The sequence below is a fragment of the Methanoregula sp. genome (genome assembly GCF_002835825.1).
GTDB lineage: Archaea > Halobacteriota > Methanomicrobia > Methanomicrobiales > Methanospirillaceae > Methanoregula.
Genome location: NZ_PIZH01000733.1, coordinates 1 through 1,077, shown reverse-complemented (window position 1 = coordinate 1,077; position 1,077 = coordinate 1). Strand labels below are relative to the sequence as shown.

General features: G+C 57.3%; 1 protein-coding gene. It reads left to right on the top strand.

Features of this window, described 5'->3' with window-relative positions; all coding sequences use genetic code 11:
• Nucleotides 1-161: 161 nt before the first annotated feature.
• Nucleotides 162-1,077 (top strand): HD domain-containing protein (locus CW742_RS14785; protein WP_292421700.1); only part of this gene is annotated, 916 nt, incomplete at its 3' end.

Sequence of the window (1,077 nt, the reverse complement as noted above, 5' to 3'; positions counted from 1 at the left end):
GTCCGGGAAGAGGAGGACACGATCCTGAAGCCATCCGACATCCTTGGGCTCGAAGAGAGGGAATTCTACCTCATGACTTATTCCGGCCTGTTCCGCGGGCGGAGTCTCGATGTCTCACCACTCTACCTGGAAATCAGGTTCCCGGACCTTGCTGCCGAGTCATGAAAACGATCATAACGATTCTCTTCATCCTCGCGGCCGTCTGCCTCGCTTTTTACGCTGTCCGCGTCTACATCTCCACCATGCGTAGATCACGGAATCCCAAAATATCTTCATTAAATGAAAAACGGGAGGTTGTCCTGGAGCGACTGGCGGGGATCTGGACGCAGAAGGAAACGACGGAATCATCCCTCGAAAAAGACGAGGGAGAAGCAAGAAAGGAAACTGAAAAGAGTCAGGATGGAACTCATGAGCCCAGCGTCCCTTTCCGCGATCCCGATTTGAACGCATTCTACATAGGAAATGTCCGCGACAAGGCCGGTTTCCCTCCCCAGGCGAGGCAGGTTGTCGAGGGCATTCTGGAGACTTTGGACCGGGAAGGAGATTGCCCCTCCGTGGTCAATTCCCACGGGGAGATCGAGGCGAGCCTGGAGACGGGCGCTTACAACCGCCTGGCCCGGGTCACCCTGCGCGAGCATGCCCTGGACACGGCCGTGGAGATGCTCCGCCTGGTCGATCCCGGTCCGATGACGCCCATGGCGATCATCGCCGCTCTCGGCCACGACCTCGGAAAGATCCCCGTTTACAGGCAACAGCTCTACTCCCTGGGCGACCATCCGGTCATCAGCATTACCATCCTGGAAAAGATCCATGGATTCTCCGAAATGCCTAACAAGGGTGATATCATCACGGCCATCCGGGACCATCACCGCAAACCGATCGACTTCTTCTCGATCAAGCTCAAGGATGCCGACCAGGAGGCGAGGAAAAAGGAGCTCGCGCGAAACTTCCCCCTCGGAGATCCCGGAACCGGCCGGGAGTCACCCCCCCGGGAAGAAGAGGAATCGAGACAGGTCGCTTCTGCCAGAGAGACGATTCCGCGGGATGACGAGAACAAGACCGAAGACAGGAAGAGAA